The organism is Mycobacterium sp. D16R24 (assembly GCF_002013385.1).
In the GTDB taxonomy this organism is placed as follows: Bacteria; Actinomycetota; Actinomycetes; order Mycobacteriales; family Mycobacteriaceae; genus Mycobacterium.
The window spans coordinates 197351-216259 of the sequence record NZ_MAEV01000002.1; the positions used below are offsets into that span (position 1 = coordinate 197351).

Genomic DNA, 18909 nt, shown 5'->3' on the forward strand with positions numbered 1-18909 from the left:
ACGCGGCGTGTCGGCGACTGAAGTCAGTCAGGACGGCTGCAGTGTCAGTGAGATGGAGTTGATGCAGTAGCGCTGGTCGGTGGGCGTGGGATATCCCTCACCCTCGAACACATGCCCCAGGTGGCTGTGGCAATTGGCGCACACGACCTCGACGCGACGCATACCCAGCGACTTGTCGGGCTTCAGGATCACCGCGTCCGAATCGGCCGGGTCGAAGAACGACGGCCAGCCGCAATGGGATTCGAACTTCTCGGTGCTGCGAAACAGCTCGGCCCCGCACGCCCGGCAGGCGTACACGCCCTCGGTCTTGGTGTCGGTGTACTCACCGACGAACGGTCGTTCGGTACCCGCGCGGCGCAGCACCGAGAACTCCTCAGGAGTCAGCCGCTCCCGCCACTGCTCGTCGGTCAGATTCACCTTCGGGTCGTTCGATGTCGTCATCGGTCGCTGACTCCTTAGTGCTTGTCCCAGCCGTCATCCAGTCCGGATCTAGCCCGTTATCCAGTGTGCCAGCGGCCTTGGCCTCCCGGTACCGAAGCACCAGCACCATCATCACCACGATCAGCAGCAGGCACCATCCGTAGGTGATCTTCAGGTACTCCAGGGCGCGGCCGGTCGTCAGCCAGTGCACGAGCAGCCAGCGGTCCATGGTGAAGAAGCCGTAGATCGCCAGCCAGGCCGGCCAGTTTCGCAGCACCGAGTTGGGCAGCACGATCGTCATGACGAACGGGAACAGCGCCATCGAGTAGTAGCCCTGCCCCAGCCCCAGGAGCAGGAACGAAGCCGTCAGCACCACACCGCCGGTGGTCAGCGCCCAGAACCTGGGGTCGCGCCGGCGGTAGTACTTGTACAGCAGCCAGACGCTCACCAGGGCGATCAGCAGGAATGCGATGCGCAGGAAGCCGATCAGCGGCGTGGGGAGCCCGTAGTACACGCCATTGCCGGCGATGGAGCTGTTGAAGTAGTCGCGGGTCTCACCGAGGTAGCTCATGGTGCGCCGGAGATAGTCCCAGCCGTCGACGATCCGCACCTTGTGCGGGCCGAACATCGCCACGAGATTGAAGAAGGCGGGGATGCCGAAGGCGGCCGCGAAGACCCGCCACTGCCGGTTGAGTAGCGGCAGCAACAGCAGCGGTAACAGCAGCGGTTTGATCACCAGTGTCAGGCCTATCGCGACGCCGGCCAGCCATTCGGAGTTCTTGCGGCCGTCTAGTAGCCAGCGGAAGAACAGCACCTCCAGCAGCAGCACCACGCCGTTGATGTTGGTGAAAACAATTGTGTTGGTCACGCTTTCGGTGCAGAACATGGCCAACAGCAGCGCCGGTGCGGCCACCGAGGCCAGCGTGAAGTTGAACAGCCTCAGCAGGAAGTAGGCCGCGATCACAATCGCGATGGCGTTGATGGTGATGAACCAGTACCGCGATGCGTCCACGGGCAGATATCCGAAGGGCGCCAGCAGCAGCGTGCCACCCGGTGGGTAGATGTAGTGCGGGTCGACGTAGCTGAAGTTCTCGTTGTACACCGGCAGGTGTCGCTTGAAGGCGATGACGGCGCGGTAGACGGGCCCGAAGTCGTCGGTGATGTAGCCGTTGGTGCCCAGCACGTAGCTGCGGTGGATGACCGCCATGATGGCGACGGGCCACAGCACCGAGCGCAGGATGGTCGCGATCGTGGGCGGTGCGGTCGGAGGTTTCAGGGCCTGCGAGACGGAGTTTTTGAAGCCTTCAATCAGGCCTGAAAAGGACGTATCGACTGACACCACGCAGGCACCGTACCTTGAGCGCCCAGGGCAGTTCCGGCAAGTACGACTAGGCCGGGCAGAACGTGTCGGTCTCCGGGAGCTTTCCGTCGTTCAGGTAGGCGAGGAAGGGCGGCTGTGCGCATGCGGTGTAGACGATCGCACCGTGGCCGATGCCCTGCCACATGACCCGCTTGCTCGCGGCCTTGGCGTTGATGATCACCGCGGCGGTTGGCGACACGCCCTCGCTGCCGGAGATCGGATCGTGCTGTCCGCCGAGGATCAGCACGTTGATCTTCAGGTCCTGCGGCGGGTTCGGCTTGGATCCGCTGGGCCATTGCAGGCAGTTCACCAGCCCGAGGGCAGAGGTGCGCCCGAACAGCGGGTACTGCTTACCCCAGGCCACCACGAGCTCGCGCACCCGATCAGGGGTGGGGCGTGCCAGTGCGTCGCTGCAGGAATTGACGAACTGTCCATCGGAATCGCGCAGTGCGTTGGCCCGGTCTACCAGGGGGGTGAGGGCCTCTCGGTCGGTACCGCGCGCCGCATTGAGTGCGTTCGCGAGGTTCTGCACGACGGCTGTCCCGTCGCCGACCGGGTACCCAAGTGCCGTGGTGATCGCCCTGACGATTGTCGCCCGCGACCACGGCAGTCTGCCGTTCTGAGCGCGGTTCAACAGGTCGCCCACGGCACCCGCGGGATCCGGTCCCAGCGGGCAGTTGTTCGCGACGCACTGCGCCGCGAATGCGTCGAATGCCGACTGCTCACCCTTGAGCCGCTGCTCGGCAGCCGCTTCGGCGGCGATATCGACGGCCACCGGTGAGTCGAGCATCAGCCGGGCCAGCTTGTTGGGGTGGGATCCGGCGTACGCCAGGGCAACGCGAGCGCCGCTGCCGATGCCGAGCAGCGCCAGGCCGGGCACATCCCATTGGGCACGCAACGCTTCCAGGTCCTCCGCGGCATGCGCGTCGTTGTAGGCGGAGTCGCCGGGGGAGATGGTGTCGGTGCAGTTGGTGGTCGCGGTCTCGACGATCTTGCCCAGACTCGCAACGGGATCGTCACCGCCACGGTTCTGCGCCAGGTCTCGCATATCCCGCAGGTCCCAGGTGTCGCGACACGTGATCGCATCGGATCGCCCGATACCGCGGCGGTCGACGGCCACCACGGGGCGCTGTTTGAGCACCTGTGCGCCCGGACCGTTGAGCCACGTCGCCAGCTGGACCGAGGACGGCAGATCGGAGCCGGTAGTGAATACCAGCGGGCCGGCGTCGGCGGGTGTCTGGGAGGTCTTGGCGCGCACCGCGCCCACCGTCACGCTGCCCGGCGCTCCGTTGATCGGGTCCAGTGGCGCCTTGTACTCGGCGCACTCGAGCGTGAACGTCGGCGACGTGGTGATGTTGGCGCTGCCGAGCACCTCCCGGGTGCAGTCCTGCCAGGACAGGTCGACCTTGGGCTTGTCGATCGATGGGGGTCCGCTCGGCGGCGGTGCGGTGGCGGGGCCCGCATTTCCGTGGCCCTCGTCCATGGCGAAATGCGGTCCCGCCGAGGGGCCGGGGGCGCATCCGGCCAGTACTCCGGTCAGCAGCTGGGCAACCGCCATCGCCCCCATCAGCCGTGCACGCATGCCGACCACAGTATCGGGTGAATGTCCCTCAAGCCCGGACGTGCCGCGCGAACAGGTAGCCGTCGGCATCGCCGAGCAGCAACACCCGCCGCCACGACGTGAGCACGTCGGCGGGGCTTGCCGTAATGCGGGCTGCGCCGCCGCTGACGGTGGTGGGTGCGGTGGTCAGGCACAGTTCGTCGACGAGCCGCGCCGCCAGCAGGCTGCCTAACAGGGACGGTCCTCCTTCGCACAGCACCCGGGGCAGGCCCCGGCTGTGCAGCTGCGCCAGCGCCGCGTGCAGATCGACCTTCCCGGCGCGCTCGGCGGCCAGAACCTGCACGCCTGATATTCGGGCCTCGACATTCCTCGCTCCGGAGGCCGTGGTCACCACGATGGGCGCGACCTCGGACTCGGTGAACAAGGGAATGCTCGGGTCCACCGTCCCCGAGGCCGTGACCACGGCAATCACCGGAACCTCGCTCTGCCCGCGGGCCTGGCGGCGCTGGCGCAGACCGACCGGCAGATGCGCGCCGTGATAGCGCTCTGCCCGCACGGTGCCGGCCCCGACGAGAATCACATCGGCATTGGCGCGCATTGCCGCGAACACCGCCTGGTCGCCTTCGCCGCCGAGTCCGCCGGACAATCCGGTTACCGTGGCGGCCCCGTCGAGGCTGCCAATCATGTTGGCGCGCAAGTACAGTCCGCCGCCGCCCGGGTAGTCATAGAGGTCCACCAGCTCGCCGGAATCCACCGGTGCCCCGGTTGTCAGCTGTGTGAGCTGTATCCCAGCCGGGCCCTGAATTGCCTGTTCACCGTCACTGTCGGCCACAAGGAGATCTCAACACGCCGTTACGCTGCCCGTGTGACTGATCCGCAATCCGGTGCCGTTCCGGGCCATTCCCCGTCGCTTCGCCCGCCCGGGAACCCCCAGCACCTTGCCGACCGGCACCCCACCGTCTCCAATGAGCGGCTGATTGCCCAGCTGGTGCCGCCCCCCACGTTCACGTCGGTGAGTTTCGACTCCTACCGGCCTGACCCCAACGAGCCGACGCAGGCGGCGGCCGTGGAATCGTGCCGTGCCTTCGCTCAGGAGGCGACCATCCGCCGGGCGGGCAAAAAGAAGCTGTTCGGCAAGCGCGAGGTGTTGCCCGGGGTCGGGATTTATCTCGACGGCGGGTTCGGAGTCGGTAAGACCCACCTCTTGGCGTCGATCTATCACACCGTGCCCGGTCCGAAGGCGTTCGCCAGCTTCGGTGAGCTGACACAGGTGGCAGGTGTTTTCGGCTTCCTGGAGTGCATCGAGCTGCTCGCGGATTACACGGTGGTGTGCATCGACGAGTTCGAGCTGGATGACCCGGGCAACACCACGCTGGTGTCGCGGCTGCTCTCGGAGCTGGTGGCGCGCGGGGTGTCGATTGCCGCCACCTCCAACACCCTGCCCGAGCAGCTCGGCGAGGGCCGATTCGCCGCCCAGGATTTCCTGCGTGAGATCAACACGCTGTCGGCGATCTTCAACACGGTGCGGGTCGAGGGCCCCGATTACCGCCACCGTGACCTGCCGCCGGCTCCCGAGCCGCACACCGATGATGAGCTTCGCGAATTGGCAGCCTCGATCGACGGCGCCACCTTCGACCAGTTCGACGATCTGTGCCGGCACCTGGCGAGCATGCACCCGTCGCGGTATCTCACCCTGATCGAAGGTGTGACGGCGGTGTTCATCGCGGGCGTGCAGCAGGTGCACGATCAGGCGGTGGCGCTGCGGATCGTCGCCTTGACGGACCGCCTCTACGACGCGGGTATCCCGGTGGAGGCCTCGGGGGCGAAGCTGGACACGGTTTTCGACGACGAGATGGTCGCCGGCGGATTCCGCAAGAAGTACCTGCGTGCCACCTCGCGGCTGCTGGCGCTCAGCGCCGCTCCGCTACCAAGCACTATATGACCCGCTGCATCACGTAGTCGTTCTCGACGCGCTCGCCCACCTGGAAGGTCTTCGTGCCACTGCGGTTGAAGCCGTGTTTGGCGTAAAAGCGCTGCGCACGTTCATTTTCCTGGTTGACGCCCAGCCAGACACCCATCGCCCCGTGCGCGGCGGCGTCGGTAAGGGCCGCGGTCATCAGCGCGCCCGCCACCCCGGCCCGATGGAACTCGGGGAGCACGTACATCTTGGAGAGCTGCATCGCGGGCCGCAGCGTGACGGCTCGCTGCACGTCGGGATCCTCTGCGACACCGTCCACGAGCATCGCGTACCCCACGATGGCGTCGTTCTCGCGCGCGACCAGTACCCGGTGCTCGCTGATGTACTTATCGAAGTTGTTTGTGCTGAGGTTGGCCGCGATGAATGCCGCGATGTTCTCCGGGGTTGACGACGCGGGACACGCCAGCGGGAAGGTGTGGGCGGCGACGGCCGCGACTTCCGCACTGTCGGCGGGCGTCGCGCTGCGGACCTGAATCGGCATGACCGGCACGCTACCTATACTTGGCGCGGTTCCGAGACAGCGACCATGTTGATGATCAACCCTGAGGAGCACCATATGACGCGGCGCGTGACGGCCTTCGGTGAGATTCGTGACGCCGTGGTGGGGCAGGGCCTGCGCACACTCGCCCGCACCACCCCATGGGTGGAAACCGAGCTGGTGGGTATCGCGCAGGTGGTCAAGCCAGGGGATGTGTGCCTGGACGTGGGTGCCGCCGCCGGTTTCTACACCGCGGAGCTGGCGCGCCTGGTGGGTGCGGACGGCCTGGTGTACAGCCTGGAGCCGCTGCGGTTCGCCCATGCCACCTCGTCGGCGGCCCTGGGGCTGCGTAGCGCGCAGAACGTGCGCCGCCACGCAGTCGCACTCGGCACCAACCCGGGTGAGCAGGTCATGAGCGTTCCGTTGCGCAACGGCAAGCCGATCACCGGACGGTCCTTCGTCGACGCCGGGGCCGATGGGCTGGGCTCGAACGCCGAGTTCGATGAGCACATCCGGGTGGTCGTGGACACCGAGACGTTCGACGGGTTCTGCCAGCGCCTGAGCATCACACGGATCGACTTCGTGAAGATCGATGTCGAGGGCGCCGAACTCGATGTCCTGGTGAGTGGCGAGAAGACCATCGAACGGGCCCGTCCGGCGATGATGCTCGAGGTAGAGGATCGCCACATGGAGCGGTTCGGACGCAACGCCGAGGACATCGTCGCGTGGTTCACAGCGCGGGATTACCGGATGTCGGTATGGAGCGCAGACTCCTGGCGGCCAGTGGACAAGGTCACCGATACCTTCCGGAACTACCTGTTCCAGCCCCGCTGAGAGCTCAAAGGTCCCACTGGGCCAGGTGGACCTGGGTCTGCGACGAACGCAGCACGATGTGCCGCACCGGTCCGCGGTAGACGTCCCAGTACACCGCGCCGCTCACGGTCGAACCCTGTGGCGCGTTGCGCAGCGCGTAGTTCAGATCGTCGGGCTCGTCGGTGCGCTGAGGCTCATAGGCATCCCCGGTTTCGGGTGAAATGCCGCCGAGCTTGAGCGCCATCAACAACGCATACGCATTGGGCACCTTGGTCGGCCGGATGGTCACGTACGCCTTCCAGATGATGCCGCGTGGGGGAGCCATGCCGGCCGGGACACCGGTGGGTTCGATGTTGTGCACGGTGACATCGGCGCCGATGGTGCCGTAGTCGAAATGCAGCGTCTCGCCGATGTGCCCGATGGGCGTCACCCGCTCGGGTTGTGCGGTCGCCGTCGGCGCCAAGGCCATGGCGATGGCGGTGAGGGCGGCGATGAGCTGGAAGGCGGGGCGTAGACGCACCCAGCGATCTTGGCACACGTCGTGCCGGGGACGGTGCCACATGGCTCTTCGGCATTCGCCCGGTATGGAGGCGCTGACAACCTACGATGTCCTGATTGGGGCGGTCCGCCGCACCGGACGGGACGTGAAGTATGCGCGTATTGGTCACTGGCGGTACCGGATTCGTGGGTGGATGGACGGCGAAGGCGATTGCCGACGCCGGGCATCAGGTCCGCTTCCTGGTGCGTAAGGAAGCTCGTCTGCACACCACGGCGGCGACGCTCGGTGTCGACGTATCGGACTACGCCGTTGGCGATATCACTGATCGGGACTCCGTCGAGGCCGCGCTCGACGGATGCGATGCGGTGCTGCACAGTGCGGCCATGGTCAGCACGGATCCCCAAGAAGCCGACCGGATGATGTCCATCAACCTTGAGGGCACCCAGAACGTTCTCGGGACGGCGGTTGACCGCGGCCTCGACCCGATAGTGCACGTTTCCAGCATCACAGCGCTGTTTCGGCCGGGCCTGGAAACCTTCGAGGCGGACCTGCCCGCAGCCGGAGGCAGCGATGGATACGGTCAGTCGAAGGCGCGGGTCGAGCTGTACGTGCGCGATTTGCAGGAATCCGGTGCACCGGTGACCATCACGTACCCGGGCATGGTGCTGGGACCACCGGTGGGGGATCAATTCGGTGAGGCCGCTGAGGGAGTGCGCTGGGTCCTGCTGATGAGGTCGGTCCCGGGACGCAGCGCGGCGTGGCTGGTGGTCGATGTCCGAGACCTCGCTGCCCTGCACGCCGCGCTGTTGGAACCGGGGCGGGGTCCGCGGCGCTACACCGCGGGCGGTCATCGGCTGGAGGTGGATGAGCTGGTGAATGTGTTGACCGATGCGGCCGGCAGTACGGTGCTGGCCGTTCCGGTGCCCGACTCACTGCTGCGCGTGGCGGGGACGGTGATGGATCAACTCGGCCGTTATGTGCCGCTCGGTACTCCGATGACCGAGGCAGGTATGCAGTACTACACGCAGATGCCCGCCTCTGATGACTCACCCAGCGAGCGTGAACTCGGTGTCACCTACCGTGACCCACGGGAAACGCTGACGGACACCATCGTCGCCTTGCGTGGTCAGAAGGCGACCTCGAGATTGTTCGGTCTATGGCCCTTCTCCGAATAGAGCGCGTCAGCGCGCTGTCTGTCGGCGAAGCTTTCGTTCGCATCACCGACTGGCCGCGGCACAGCGAGCACATTCCGCTGACGACGGTATCCGTGACGAGCGACCCACCCGCGGGGGTGGGCACCACGTTTGTAGGGCGAACAGGTCTGGGAGCCATAGGTTTTGACGACCCGATGACGGTCACGTGCTGGCAGCCGCCACAGGAGGGGAGCCCCGGCCGCTGCCGGTTGGAGAAGACTGGGACGTTGGTCTTGGGGTGGGCCGAGATCGAGGTGCAGGCACTCGATTCTGGTTCACGCGTCGTCTGGACCGAAGAGGTGAGCATTCGAGGCCTGCCGCGCGCCTTCGACCGGTTGACACAGGCGGGTGGGCAGTGGATGTTCGGCCGCGCGATGGACGGATTGCTGCGCTAGCGGGAAGCGCGCCACTGCGCGATGGCGATTCCGACCTCGGTGGCGGGCGGGTCGCCGTAAATCCACTCGCGCGCGATGCGGTGCCAGTTGCCGGTGACATTGAGCTGGCCGAGCACACCGAAGGTGTAGAAATCTGCACGACGCGAGAAGATGTGCTCGGGAGGCAGGTTTTGTCTGCGCATTCCGGTGAATTCACTGGAGCGTGGATCCACCGCGAGAATCATGGCGCTGGAAGCGATTTCCGGAGTGATGGTCATTTCCTCGTCGACAAGATTCCACCCCGAAGCCGCATGGCAGTACTCCAGACAGTCCTGGGGGGTGACGTCCGAATGTGGGTCGACGATCCCGCGCGCCACCATCGCGCCGTACATGTCCTGGGCGCGGCCCTCGGTGGCGGCGCGCATGATCTTCCGTTCGAAGTCGACGTGTTCGGGATTCATCCGGTTGTACAGCCCGAAGTCCACGAATCCGATGGTGCCGTCGGCCGCGCGCAGAATGTTCCCCGGATGCGGGTCACCGCAGAAGTCGTTGTCCTGGAACAGTGATCCGATATAGAACCGGAAGATGAGCTCACCGATGCGGTTGCGTTCCTCGTCATCGAGTGTCTGCATGAAGGGAAAGGACTGTCCGTCAAGGAATTCCGTCACGAGAATCTGTGATGTGCACATGTCGGACACGCAGTCCGGGATCACGATGAACGGGTGCCCGCGATAGCGTTCGGCGATCTCGTGTTGAGTGCGAGCCTCCCGCGGATAGTCGAGCTCGCTCTCCAAATTCATGGAAATCTCTTCCATGAAGGCCGAATTGGACAGTGTTGGTACCGCTTTGCGCCAGAACTTGGTGAACAGTGCGAGATTCTGCATGTCTGCTCGTACCGCGTCATCGACGCCGGGGTATTTGACCTTGACCGCGACCTCGCGCCCGTCGTGCAGGACGGCTCGGTACACCTGGCCGATGGAGGCGGCGGCGACGGGCGTCTCATCGAAGTCGCGGAAGTTCTTCTGCAGCGCTCCCAGGTTGGACTCGATGATCGGGCGCATCACCGTGAACGGCTCACGCGGAGCCTGATCGCGCAGCCTGGCCAACTTCTGGCGGAAGCGCTCGCGATGGGCCTCCGGCACCATGTCCACTTCCAGCATCGACAGCAGTTGGCCCAGCTTCATCGCCGAACCCTTGAGGCCGCCCAGCACGGTCACGAGCTGATCGGCCGCCTGCAGCGTGGAGCGCTCCGCGAGGAGCGCGCGTGCTTGTTCGGATCGACCGATCATGGAGAGTCGGCTGCTCGCGGTGCGTACCGCCTGCCCGGCCGCCAACTTGCCGAGCGCACGGCCACGAGTGATGCGCGCCAGGGGGACGCCGTCGGTCATGCGGTGCCGCCTGGTGTGCTGGTGAACGCCAGGTGCAGCGGCTGGTCGGGATCAAGCGTCAGGCCGTTGAACTCGGCGATCGACGCGGCGAGCCCGGACAGGACGGTGGTCAGATACTCCACGAATCTCTCGATGGGCATCGGTTGGGCACGTTGCTGATTGGGCCCCAGGAACCATTCGGTGGCGGTGCCGATGGCACCGGCGGCAGAGCTGACCGCCAGGTCGGCGTCGTCGATGTCCACCGTCTCGTCGTCGATCGCATTCGACAGTATCTCGGCGATATCGTGCGTCATCTGCTGCGCGGTCTCCACCAAACGCTCAGTGCCGTCACTGGAATTGACGAAGTGGCCGTGCACGATGAAGCGCAACACGTTCGGATGATCCGAAATCATGCGGGCGTACTCGTTGGCGCCATGCTCGACCAATTCGCGGGCCGAGTCTGTCATCAGATTGATCCGACCCATGGCCGCGTTCCACACCATGTCCTGCACACGTTCCAGCACGGCGCTGTGCAGGTCGGCCTTGTCCTCGAAGTAGCGGTACAACTTCGGTTTGGCGACCCCCGCCTCGCGCGCGATGTCGTCCATGCTGACGGTCGAACCGATGGCATCGATGGCGCGAAACGCGGCGTCCAACAACTCTTCCCGGGCAACCTTGCGGCGGTCGCCACGTCGGGCGGCACCGGGGCCGACTTTCGACGCGATGGCTGTACTCACGCTTTCCACGCCTCTCATCACCAGTGATGGTACGTGTGCCCGGACCCTGATTTGCCAGTTCGGGGGGACACATGGGTCTTGCCTATTGTGCTTGCGCCGTGCGGTATGGATACTACCAGTAGTACTCCGAGTACTACTAGAAATCGCCAGGTCAGACGTCAATGGTGACGTCCCAGGAAGGAGTTCCGTCATGGCTGTTGTCGAGCAGGGGCGGCCGGGAGTCGCGGCGCGCGAGTTGCCCAAGGTGCGCCGGATGAACTTCCGGTTCGGTGAGCCGGCCCCCATGAAGAAGCACTACGTCGAGGGTGACATCGTCTTCAGTCACTTGGTGTCGCTGCTTTCCGGTGCGTTTCCTCCCGGCGAGGAGTCCTTCATCAGGTCCGTGCGCAACTACGCCGACCAGATCACCGACCCGGTGTTGAAGAAGCGGGTGGCGGGGTTCATCGGGCAGGAGGCCATGCATGGCCGCGAGCACCGCAAGCTCAACGAGAAGATCATCGATATGGGCTACCCCTTGGTCCGGATCATGAACTTCGAAGAGGGGAGCCGGCGTGAGAAGTTCGTCATCGCGCTGGAGAAACGTGCACCCAGAATCGCGCACTTGGCGATGACCGCTGCCGCCGAGCATTACACGGCGGTACTCGCCCAGCGGGTCCTCTCCAGTGCTCAGCTGCAAGAGATTCCGATGTCCGACGAGGTTCACCACCTCCTGAACTGGCATGCCATGGAGGAGATGGAGCATAAGTCGGTCGCCTTCGACGTGTATCGCTCGGTGGGTGGTCCGGAATCGGTGCGCATCGGTGTGATGTCACTGATTTGGGCAGGCACACTGCCCTTGATGACGCTGGCTGTCTTGGCGTCGATTCTCACTGACCCGAGCGGCTGGAAGCCGTTGTCGGTGCTGCGGCAGACCATCGATGTGTACCGCGGTCCGCTGGTGAAGGGTTTGATGCGCGATATCGCCGAATACATGCGCCCCGGGTTCCATCCCGATGATGTCGACACCGAGGAACTGCTCGAGACGTGGCAGGGCATCCTTTTCGGATCCGAGGGCGAGCTGAATGATCGTCTACCGGGCCGCCGTGCGGTGGGCCAGTGACAGCAGAAGCCATCAGGGTCACCGGCAGCGACACCACCGGGAACACGGTCCTGGAGGTTGAAATCTACGGCAGCACACACATTTTGGACTGGCCGAAGGGCAAGAAGCTGCTCGACGTACTCTTGGACGCGGGGATCGACGCGCCCTATGTGTGTCGCGAATCGGCCTGTGCCACCTGCATGTGCTCGGTGCAATCGGGTCAGACGCGGATGCTGATGAACGAGTCTCTCATCGACAGCGAGGTGGCCGAGGGGTTCACGCTGGCATGCCAGACGCTACCGGAATCTGACCGGGTGCAGATCTTCTTCGACGCGTGAGCAAGGACTCCCGCGACACCTGACGAAAGTTACGGCAGGCGTCGCGGGAGAACCGTGCCCGGGTCCACCCGCAAACCCGCAGGGCCGGGCCATGATCCAACGCCACCGCAGCGGTGGCGCCCGCCGCCACGATCATCCAGCACACGCGCAGCAACGTCCTGACGGTTCGTGGAGTGGACGCGAATCCCTCTCGTAGAGAGTCGATCTGGAACGCCACGTGGTGATGCTCATCGTCGAGGATTCGCATGGACATCGCTTCCACCGCGGGGTCACCGCACTGCGACATGGCGGCGTAGTAACTCAGTGCGATCACCTCGGCCACCGTCAGCACCATCACCTCCCAACGCAGAGTGAACATCCGGCGAGCCGACACGAAGACCGAGTTCGACCAATGTTGCGACAGCGGTGGCACATCGAGGTGCTCCAGGCTGCGGCCCAGCAGATGAGCGTGCTGCTGTTCTTCGGCGACGAACAATTCGAGGGCCCGCGCGTAGTGCGGGTCGCCTGTGCGCGCCTTGCGTAGTAGCACCTCGCCGTCGCCGCGTTCGCCGATCTCGAAGCGCTGCAGAGAGCGGCCGATGGCCGAAGCGGATTCAGCGGACAGCACGGTGTCTCCGCGCCAATTGATTGCGGCGTCGATTTCGCGGTTGCGCTTGCGGTTCCGTTCGAAATGGTCGACCCAGTTCATGCCGCACGGTAGCAATCAGTTGTGAAGCACCTGTGAAGACGCAGATGGGCCTTCCGGTTAGGCTTTTCAGATTGGCATCACGGCAGATAAGCTGAGTGTCTTACTCATCGAGTGAAGTGGATCGACTATGGCGACATTTGACCTGCTGGTGCGTGGCGGCCTGGTGTTCGACGGGACGGGCGCACCCGGCCAAATCCTGGACGTCGGGGTTCGCGGCGGCAAGGTGGTGGCCATGGCATCCGGCCTGTCGAGTGCCGACGCCGATGAGGTCATCGATGCCGACGGCAAATGGGTCATCCCCGGCATGGTCGACGTGCATACCCACTACGACGCCGAGGTGCTTGTCAGCCCGGGGCTCGGTGAATCGGTGCGGCACGGTGTCACCTCAGTCATCTATGGCAACTGCTCGATGTCCGCGGTGTACGCGGATCCGGAGGATGTTGCCGATCTCTTCGCCCGGGTCGAGGCCCTGCCGTGGGATGCGGTTCACTCGGCTCTGAAGGAGCACAAAGACTGGGATGGACCGCGCGGGTATCGCAAGTTCATCGAGTCACTTCCGTTGGGTGCCAACGTCGCAACACTGATCGGGCACTCCGATATCCGTGCGGCGGTCATGGGTCTTGCCCGCGCGACCGATTACGACGAACGCCCCTCATCCAAGGAGTTGGCCCGAATGCGGGCGATGGTGGCCGATGCGCTCGACGCCGGTTTCGTCGGCCTGTCCACCGACCGGCTGCGTTTCTCCAAGCTGGAGGGCACCCGGTTCGCGGGTCGACAGTTGCCGTCCACGTACGCGACCTGGCGCGAGTACGGCGCACTCTATGACGTGGTGCGCCGACGCGGCGCGGTGGTGCAATCGAACCTCGACGTGGAGAAGCGGCCCGAGACGGTCATGCACTTCCTGCTCAGCGGTGCCCGCCCCTGGCGTCGCTCCCTCAAGACCACCCTGCTGGCGGCCTTTGATCTGAAGAGCAACCGATCGGTGATCAATCTGCTGAAGGCGGCGACCGGCGCCCTGAACCCGCTGCTGCGCTCCCAAGTCAACTTCCAGCTGCTGGCGGTGCCGTTCCATCTGTACTCCGACGGCATGGATTTGGTGATCTTCGAGGAGTTCGCCTCGGGCACGGCGGCATTGGATATCCGCGATCAGCTTCAGCGGGTCGATCTGATCAAGGACGAGGGATATCGGCGACGGTTCCGCAAGGAGATGGCCCAGAAGTACGGGGTGGTGGCCTGGAATCGCGATATGTACGACACGGAGATCGTCGGTTGCTCCGACGAATCGGTGGTGGGCAAGTCGTTTGGTCAGGTGGCAGACGATCGTGGGGTGCAGCCCGTCGACGCCTTCCTCGACCTCGTGTCCGAGTACCCGGGGAAGGTGCGCTGGCACACCACCATCGCCAATGACCGAACCGACATTCTGAACCAGGCCATCAAGTACCGCCACTTCCAGCTGGGCAACAACGACTCGGGTGCGCACCTGCGCAACATGTCCTTCTACAACGCGGGGCTGCGGTTACTCAAGCGCGTGAAGGAGGCCGGAGAGGCCGGCAAGCCCTTCATGCCGCTGGAAGCCGCAGTGCACCGGCTCACCGGCGAGCTCGGCGGGTGGTACGGCCTGGACGCCGGGCGCCTGCGTATTGGAGACACCGCCGATATCGCGGTGATCGACCCTGCGGGCCTTGATGATTCGCTGGAAGAATACCACGAGCAGTTCATGGACGAGTTCGGGGTGTCCCGACAGGTGTGCCGCAATGACAGGGCGATCGCGGCTACGGTCGTCGGTGGGCAGCGGGTGTACTCCTATGGCACCTTCGTCGAGGGCTTCGGCAACACGGTCAAGGCAGGCAGGTTCCTGGCCGCGAGCTAGCTGAGCCAGCCCATGTTCTTCCCGAAGGTCTCGGCCGCGGGGGACAGTGAGCCCAACTCGCTGCTGCGCTGCACGTAGCCTTGGATGGCCACCATGAACTGCATCGGGTTGTAGACGTCTTCCTCGTTGGCCCATTGGTTATCGCCGGCGTAGCGGAAGATGCTGATATTCGTTGCTTCCCAGATGCTTCCGTCGCCGGGGTCCTTCATGCGGTTGACCAGCTCGCAGATGACCCAGCCGTGTTCCTCGTCGACGACGTGCCAGTTGGAGAAGTAGTGCGGCATCTCCGCCCCGGGGAACTCCGACATGGTCTTGACCATGGATTCGCGGATGGCGTCGCGGCCCTCGAACGTGCCGTAGGTCGGTTCGATATAGCTGGCATCCTCGGCGAACAGGTCGGCGTATGTGGCCCACTCACCCTTGGGGCCTATCTCATCGACCACCCGAAGGTGATGGTCGAACATGCTCTGCAGCTCGTCGCGTGACCACTGTCCCATGGCGGGCACACTAACACCGGTCACGATTCCGAATCCGGGCTTTCGTCGGTATCGCTCCGGAACTGAAAGCGGCGCACAGAAATTCGCGCGGCTACAACAGCCCGAGCTGTTTGAGATCCTTAGCGTATTTGACGATCAGATCCCGGGTGAGGTGGGGGATGTCGATGTTCTGGGCGGCTTGGACACCCTCGCGGAATCTGATGGCGGGTATGAAGGCCCCGTTGTGCGCGTGTTGCGGGTATCGGTATGCGTGCAGCAGGGGTAGCAGCGAGTGCTGCTTTTGCTTTTCGGGTAGGCCGCGGATGGCGGTGTCGAAGCGGTCGAACCACTCGTTGTAGTTGTCGATGCGCTGGATGGGGTAGCCAGCATCGATGAGCCAGTCGACGAAGTTGTCCAGCGATATGCCGTCGGCATGTGGGTTTACCGAATCGTAGGTCTGGAATGCTTCAGAAGACGCGACCGTCGTGCCGACCGCGGTAATGGCCGATGCCGTGAAATCTGCTGGGAGCCCGTCATAGTGAGCGAGCGGACGTTCACCCGTGGCCTGCTTCTGATAGAACGATCCGGGTGCGATGCCGGTGGCGATGAGGCTGAGGATCAGGCGGGTGAACTGGTCGGGGACGTTGAGCTGGCCGGTGTAGTGGCTGTGGGCCAGGATCATGTCGGAGCGGAACACTGCGACTGGCAGGCCGCAGAGGTCGTGAGCCTCCCGCAGCAGTACCTCGCCCGCCCACTTGGCATTGCCATATCCGTTGGCGTATCCCTCATCGATGGGCCGGACCGCGCTGATGGTGCGGATGTCGGAATCCTCATCGAATACCCTGGGGTCCACCGACATTGCTACGGCTACCGTGGACAGATAGGTGATGGGTTTGATCTTGGCGGTCAGTGCCAGCTTGATGATTTCTGCGGTGCCAACGACATTCGGGCCGAACAGCTGGCCGTAGGGGAGCACATGATTGACCAGCGCGGCGGGGTGCACGATCACGTCCACGGTGTCGGCCAGGCGCTGCCAGGTATCGGCATCCAGTCCCAGGTTCGGGTCGCCGATGTCGCCGGGGAGCACCTCCAGGTGCTTTTCGGCCAGCGCTCGGAAATGCGCCAGCAGTTCGGCATCTCCGCTGTCGAAGGCTTCTTCCAGACGCCGGTAGGCGGCATCGGCATCCTTACCGCGGATGATGGCGATGAGTCTTCCGCCGGTCTTGTCCAGGCGTTCAAGCCATTCCAGTGCCAGAAACCGGCCCAGGTAGCCGTTGGCTCCGGTGAGTAACGCGGTCTGCGGTGTTCCGACGGCTCTGGGCAGTGAGGGGGCCGCCTGCAGGGTGGCCTCGTCGATGAACTTGTCCAGAGTCAGGTCGGCGGCGCGGATCTGGGTGTGCCCCGCTCCGTGCACCGTCTCGGCGGTGGGTTGGGCCGAGCCGGAGTCGCGTTGCCTTTCGATGATGCGTGCGATGGCGGTCAAATCGTTGGCAGCGCTGACGATATCGCCGACCGGAATTTCGACGGCGAAGATGTCGCGGAGCAGATCCGAGAATGAGAGGGCGGAGAGGGAATCGCCGCCCAGGTCGATGAAGTGCGCCTCTGGGCTGACCTCGGCCGCGGACAGCCCCAGCAGGGCCGTGACCGCACGTTGCACGGTATCCAGGACCGGCTTTCCCTCGTGTCCGGCCGAGTGCAGGGCCTGAAGTTCGAGTGCCTGGGTGCTCGCGATGTCGGAGTACAGCTGCTCGAGGCGGGCACCGTACTTCTCGTGCAGCTTGGGCCTGGCCAGCTTTGCGATACCGGTCAGCAGGCCGTTGGCGGCAGTGAACGGCTCGGTCTCGACCAGGAAGTCGCGGGGCACCTCGTAGGGCTGCAGCTGTGCGTCGCGGGCGACCTGCTGAAGAGACTCGGCGATCAGGCGCCTGAGTAGGTCGTTATCGCCGTGGCTTAGCTCGAATGCCTCGGAGGTCGGTACCACCACGGCCAGCAGATAAGACCGATCGCTGCTTCCATAGACGCAAATCTGGTGTACCAGTGTGCTGTTGGCGTACTCGGCCTCAAGGTTGGCGATCGCGACGAATTCGCCCTGGGACAGCTTGATGACGTTGTTGCGCCGGTCGACGATCTGGATCTTGTCGGGCTCGAGCTCGGCGACGATATCGCCGGTTTTGTAGTACCCGTCCGGATCGAACACATCGGCCGTGACGTCGGGACGCTTGAAGTAGCCGCCGAACACCGACTCGGCCTTGACCAGCAGCTCACCTCGCGGGTGCGGCTTGTCGGTGGAGAAGTACCCCAGCTCGGGCACGTCGATCAGCTTGTAGTCGATGACGGGCGGGCGCTGGATTCGTCCGTTGCGCACAATGACCCCGGCCTCGGTGGACCCGTAACCGTCGGTGATGCGGGCGTCCAGGCAGGATTCGATGAATGCCGCGAGCTCTTCCGACAGCGGCGCCGAGCCGCAGACGATGGTCAAAACGCGTCCGCCGAAAAGGTTCTCACGTATCTCGGTCTTGACTTCCGCGTCGAGGTCGGCGAGGTCGGTCGCGGGATCCACCCCAGCGCGGCGGTCGACCTCGTTGCGGTAACGCTGAAAGAGCATGTCGCACACGCGGGGAACGAGGGTCACCACCGTGGGACGGGTGAGGGTGATGTCCTCGAAGAGGGTGGACATATCGCTTGATGCCGCGAAGTAGGCGAGGCCGCCGCAGGCCAGCGCCGTGACCAGACTGCCGCGGCCCATCACATGACTCATCGGCATGAAATTGAGGTTGATCAAAGGAATTTCGGCCTTGGAGCTCAGGGTGTCGGCCCTCAGCCATGGTTTGGCGACCATCTTCTCGGTGTATGTCGCGCCCTTAGGGGTGCCCGTGCTTCCCGAGGTGTAGATCACCAGCGCCAATGGGTCCTCGCCCTCGTCGGCGGTGAATAGGGGAGCCTCCGGAAGGGCCCGCCCATGCCCGATCACCGCAGATATCACGTCAACGGAAATCGGCAGCCCGGCCTCGGCGATCCGGTGCTGCGCGGATTCGATGCTCTCGTGCTGTGTATCGACACCGGGGTGGTAATCGAAGACGGTGATATGTCGCAGCGACGGCGTGGCAAGCGCCGATTCCATTGCTGCATCCAATAACTCGGCGCTCACGGCCAGCACCGAGGGTTCGGATTCGGCAAGGATGGCGGTCCAGTTCGATGCGGGCGCGCTGGTTTGTAGCGGTACCGCCACCGCGCCCAGATGGATGCACGCCAGATCAACCGCGGTGTAGTCGACGCTTGTGAAGCCGAGCATCGCGACAAAATTGCCTGTCCGCAGCGGCGCGTTGGCATCGTGATGCCAGGCGGAAGCCAGCGCACGGGCCATACCCCACAGCTCGCCGTAGGTGACGGTCTCGAATTCGGGCAGTGGACGCAGCGTCGAGCGTCCCGCCTCATCGGTGACGAGCTCCTGGGTCCGGTGCCCGAGGGCGGGCCGGTCGGCGTACCCGTCCATGATCGTGGCGACCACCTGCGCGAGCCGCAGACCGGGCACGGCGACGGCAGCATCTACCGCGGTGTCGGGTTTGGCGGCACCGAACTGCGGATCCTCGGTGAAGAGACGCCTCACGCGGTCGACCAACCGCTGACGACGTGCTTCCTTCGTATGGGCAGCGGTGGCGTCGATCGTCATATCGGGCAG

Annotated in this window: 18 protein-coding genes; 7 read left to right on the forward strand and 11 right to left on the reverse strand. The window is 64.6% G+C overall.

What is annotated here, in order from left to right; genetic code table 11:
- Positions 1-27: 27 nt before the first annotated feature.
- Genes msrB through B4383_RS02050 form a run of 4 tightly spaced genes read right to left on the reverse strand, consistent with a single transcriptional unit; the run spans position 28 to position 4173 of the window.
- Positions 28-441, reverse strand: a complete 414-nt coding sequence (gene msrB, locus B4383_RS02035) for a peptide-methionine (R)-S-oxide reductase MsrB (RefSeq protein WP_134064910.1) — start codon at positions 439-441, stop codon at positions 28-30.
- On the reverse strand, positions 374-1762 hold the full coding sequence (locus tag B4383_RS02040) for a glycosyltransferase family 87 protein (protein ID WP_078287755.1): 1389 nt from the start codon (positions 1760-1762) through the stop codon (positions 374-376). Before B4383_RS02040 ends, msrB begins: the two co-directional genes overlap by 68 nt.
- A gap of 46 nt (positions 1763-1808) precedes the next feature.
- Positions 1809-3362, reverse strand: a complete 1554-nt coding sequence (locus B4383_RS02045; protein ID WP_078287861.1) for an alpha/beta fold hydrolase — start codon at positions 3360-3362, stop codon at positions 1809-1811.
- 28 nt (positions 3363-3390) lie between these two features.
- Positions 3391-4173, reverse strand: coding sequence for a pyrimidine reductase family protein (locus B4383_RS02050; RefSeq protein ID WP_078287756.1), 783 nt, complete (start codon positions 4171-4173; stop codon positions 3391-3393).
- Positions 4174-4206: 33 nt separating this feature from the next.
- Here B4383_RS02050 and zapE point away from each other — a divergent pair, with 33 nt between their 5' ends.
- On the forward strand, positions 4207-5283 hold the full coding sequence (zapE, locus tag B4383_RS02055; protein ID WP_078287757.1) for a cell division protein ZapE: 1077 nt from the start codon (positions 4207-4209) through the stop codon (positions 5281-5283).
- On the opposite strand, the gene B4383_RS02060 is transcribed toward zapE, so the two are convergent.
- The gene (locus B4383_RS02060) at positions 5276-5800 is read right to left on the reverse strand and encodes a GNAT family N-acetyltransferase (RefSeq protein ID WP_078287862.1); all 525 of its coding nucleotides are present in this window, start codon (positions 5798-5800) and stop codon (positions 5276-5278) included. The two genes, zapE and B4383_RS02060, sit on opposite strands and share 8 nt — an antisense overlap.
- A 75-nt stretch (positions 5801-5875) precedes the next feature.
- Here B4383_RS02060 and B4383_RS02065 point away from each other — a divergent pair, with 75 nt between their 5' ends.
- On the forward strand, positions 5876-6631 hold the full coding sequence (locus tag B4383_RS02065) for an FkbM family methyltransferase (RefSeq protein ID WP_078287863.1): 756 nt from the start codon (positions 5876-5878) through the stop codon (positions 6629-6631).
- A 4-nt stretch (positions 6632-6635) separates the two neighbouring features.
- On the opposite strand, the gene B4383_RS02070 is transcribed toward B4383_RS02065, so the two are convergent.
- Positions 6636-7130: a DUF1942 domain-containing protein gene (locus tag B4383_RS02070; protein ID WP_134064898.1), complete on the reverse strand. Its 495-nt coding sequence runs from the start codon at positions 7128-7130 to the stop codon at positions 6636-6638.
- 131 nt (positions 7131-7261) lie between these two features.
- On the opposite strand from B4383_RS02070, the gene B4383_RS02075 reads away from it, so the two are divergent.
- Positions 7262-8284 (forward strand): SDR family NAD(P)-dependent oxidoreductase, encoded by a 1023-nt coding sequence (locus tag B4383_RS02075; protein WP_078287759.1) that lies wholly within the window; start codon positions 7262-7264, stop codon positions 8282-8284.
- Entirely contained in the window at positions 8266-8697 is a 432-nt protein-coding gene (locus tag B4383_RS02080; RefSeq protein WP_078287760.1) for an Immediate-early protein 2, read from the forward strand. Before B4383_RS02075 ends, B4383_RS02080 begins: the two co-directional genes overlap by 19 nt.
- Here B4383_RS02080 and B4383_RS02085 read toward each other — a convergent pair.
- Both B4383_RS02085 and B4383_RS02090 read right to left on the reverse strand, forming a co-directional pair.
- Positions 8694-10064 (reverse strand): AarF/ABC1/UbiB kinase family protein, encoded by a 1371-nt coding sequence (locus B4383_RS02085; RefSeq protein ID WP_078287761.1) that lies wholly within the window; start codon positions 10062-10064, stop codon positions 8694-8696. The genes B4383_RS02080 and B4383_RS02085 overlap by 4 nt on opposite strands.
- On the reverse strand, positions 10061-10789 hold the full coding sequence (locus tag B4383_RS02090; RefSeq protein WP_078287762.1) for a TetR/AcrR family transcriptional regulator: 729 nt from the start codon (positions 10787-10789) through the stop codon (positions 10061-10063). Before B4383_RS02090 ends, B4383_RS02085 begins: the two co-directional genes overlap by 4 nt.
- A 181-nt stretch (positions 10790-10970) precedes the next feature.
- On the opposite strand from B4383_RS02090, the gene B4383_RS02095 reads away from it, so the two are divergent.
- Both B4383_RS02095 and B4383_RS02100 read left to right on the forward strand, forming a co-directional pair.
- Positions 10971-11879, forward strand: a complete 909-nt coding sequence (locus B4383_RS02095; protein ID WP_078287763.1) for a metal-dependent hydrolase — start codon at positions 10971-10973, stop codon at positions 11877-11879.
- Positions 11876-12196 carry a 2Fe-2S iron-sulfur cluster binding domain-containing protein gene (locus tag B4383_RS02100; protein ID WP_078287764.1) on the forward strand — a complete coding sequence of 107 codons (321 nt, stop codon included), beginning with the start codon at positions 11876-11878 and terminating at the stop codon, positions 12194-12196. The genes B4383_RS02095 and B4383_RS02100 overlap by 4 nt, the downstream gene beginning before the upstream one ends.
- Here B4383_RS02100 and B4383_RS02105 read toward each other — a convergent pair.
- Positions 12135-12884, reverse strand: a complete 750-nt coding sequence (locus B4383_RS02105; RefSeq protein WP_078287765.1) for a hypothetical protein — start codon at positions 12882-12884, stop codon at positions 12135-12137. The genes B4383_RS02100 and B4383_RS02105 overlap by 62 nt on opposite strands.
- 127 nt (positions 12885-13011) lie before the next feature.
- Here B4383_RS02105 and B4383_RS02110 point away from each other — a divergent pair, with 127 nt between their 5' ends.
- Positions 13012-14754: an amidohydrolase family protein gene (locus tag B4383_RS02110; protein ID WP_078287766.1), complete on the forward strand. Its 1743-nt coding sequence runs from the start codon at positions 13012-13014 to the stop codon at positions 14752-14754.
- On the opposite strand, the gene B4383_RS02115 is transcribed toward B4383_RS02110, so the two are convergent.
- Positions 14751-15251, reverse strand: coding sequence for a nuclear transport factor 2 family protein (locus B4383_RS02115; RefSeq protein ID WP_078287864.1), 501 nt, complete (start codon positions 15249-15251; stop codon positions 14751-14753). The genes B4383_RS02110 and B4383_RS02115 overlap by 4 nt on opposite strands.
- A gap of 91 nt (positions 15252-15342) precedes the next feature.
- Positions 15343-18900: a carboxylic acid reductase gene (car, locus tag B4383_RS02120; protein WP_078287767.1), complete on the reverse strand. Its 3558-nt coding sequence runs from the start codon at positions 18898-18900 to the stop codon at positions 15343-15345.
- Between the last annotated feature and the right edge of the window lie 9 nt (positions 18901-18909).